Consider the following 819-nt stretch of genomic DNA (forward strand, 5'->3'; position numbering starts at 1 on the left):
CAGGCCACCGACGCCGGCCAGCGCCAGGCGTGCGGCACGCGGCCCGAGCCCGGGCGGGAACCTCACGGTCGGGCGCAGGCGCACCCCGGACCGGAGCACGGGCACCACCAGCGGCAGGGTCATCGCTGCCACCCCGGCCGTGGTCCCCCAGCCGAGCCAGGCCACGGCGGCGGTGGACAACGCCCCGGGGTCGTTCACCGCGGTGCCCGCCAGGCTCCGGAACACCAGGTAGCTGGCGCTCACCACCAGCGTGGAGGCGATGGGGGCGGCGGCGGGCCAGAGGAAGCGTCGTTGCGCCTGGAGCACACCCGTGAGAACCACGCCCACGCCGTAGAGCACGACCTGGGGGGAGAAGACCACCAGGAGTGTGGCTGCGAGCTCCGTCGTCGCTGCGACGAGCTCGGGGTCGGCGCCCGGGTCGGCGGGGCGGATGAGGGCCCCCACGAGCGGACGGGACCAGAGCGCCAGCGCCAGCGCCCCGGGTGTCAGGACCAGCACCGTCCAGGTGAGCAGCGCCGAGGCGATCCTGTCGACGTCGTGGGCCATGCGGCGTGCGAGCGGGCCGGCCAGCAGCGGCACGACGGCACCCGCCAGCGCACCGCCGGCCACCACCTCGAACAGGATGTTGGGCAGGTAGTTGGCGGTGGTGTACGCGGTACCGGTGACGGTCGGGCCGACTGTGCCGGCGTGCACGAACCACCGGCCGAACCCCAGGACCCGGCTGAGCACGGTCACCAGCGCGATGAGGCCGGCGGCACCCGCGACGCCGGTCAGGAGCGCGCGGCGGGTCACCGTGGCGGTGCGGCGACGGGCGCGGCG

Annotated in this window: 1 protein-coding gene; it reads right to left on the reverse strand. The window is 75.8% G+C overall.

Annotation, left to right across the window (positions count from 1 at the left end):
• The coding region (locus N869_RS15625) for a lipid II flippase MurJ (protein WP_332248778.1) at nucleotides 1-819 on the reverse strand (819 nt) is incomplete at both ends.

It is taken from the genome of Cellulomonas bogoriensis 69B4 = DSM 16987 (genome assembly GCF_000767165.1).
In the GTDB taxonomy this organism is placed as follows: domain Bacteria; phylum Actinomycetota; class Actinomycetes; order Actinomycetales; family Cellulomonadaceae; genus Actinotalea; species Actinotalea bogoriensis.